The organism is Deferrisoma palaeochoriense (assembly GCF_054656955.1).
Genome location: NZ_BAAHXI010000157.1, coordinates 1 through 1,030 on the forward strand (window position 1 = coordinate 1; position 1,030 = coordinate 1,030).

1 protein-coding gene is annotated in these 1,030 nt (G+C 59.8%); it reads right to left on the reverse strand.

The features are described 5' to 3' along the window. The coding region (locus ACYQ8L_RS18500) for an IS4 family transposase (RefSeq protein ID WP_459943296.1) at positions 1-833 on the reverse strand (833 nt) is incomplete at its 3' end. Positions 834-1,030: the final 197 nt, after the last annotated feature.

Genomic DNA, 1,030 nt, shown 5'->3' on the forward strand with positions numbered 1-1,030 from the left:
CGAGAGGCGTCGACAAGAGAGGTGGCCAACACCACGACCTCCCCGTTCGGGAGGTCCAACCGGATCAAGCGCACCGTGAGGGGTTCGGTCGAAAGCCCCAGCGCCTGGCATTGCGCCTCGGCAGACGGAGGACATCGAAGGGTAACAACGGCATCCTGGGCACCGGAGGCAAGAAACGCCCGTACCACCTTCCATCCTCGCTGTTGGGTGGGCAGGCGGCACAGGAAGTGAACCCCCCGGTGGAGAAGGTAGCGAAACACCCAAAAGCCGCCATACCCGCGGTCCAGCAAGCACAGGTCCCCGGTGCGCAGATGGTCGGCGTGGGCTTTGAGCAATTGACGCTCGCCGAAGGATGTCGGGGTGATCGTCCCGTGGATCGGGATCTGGTTGAGGACGTCGTAGAGCACCGAGAGTCGGGCAATCACCCCGGGCCCGCCGTGGGGCGGGTTCCCCCAGGTGCCGTAGTGGGCCTGGATCTCCTGGGTTTTGGGAAGGGCGGCAGTGGACCCATCCACGGCGACCACACGAAAGCCCTTCCAGTTGCGCCAAGGCATGTGGCGGTAGAAGTACGCGACCACAACCTCGTGCAGGGCCTGGAACGCGGAGGGCAGAAGCTTTTTCCGGGCCTGGCAGACGGCGGCGGGGGTAACGGGAGCGGGGCGCAGACCTCTGTTCTCCACGGCGAGGAAGAATCGCTGGAGTTCTTTTGCGAGAGAGCCTTGCAGTAGGTTCAGTAAAAAGAGGATCATTGTGGGAAACGGCAGTGTTCGACGCCTTGTGAAGTCTGTTGGGTTTGCCCGATGTGCAGCACAGAAGGCCTCGGAGTGAATCATTTTGTGGAACAGTTCAACTAGTGGCACGAGATTTGCTACATTAGAAGGCGACTCCCGTGCCAGACTTGAGGGCTTTCATAAGTTTTTTCTTCATGGCCAGCCTCCTTTCTCTGGATGTTTGCTGGCTGATTCTACCATAAAGCGGCCGTCAGTGCAGCCCTTTTCCGAGTCAACTGGCTTAACTTAATGACATTGAT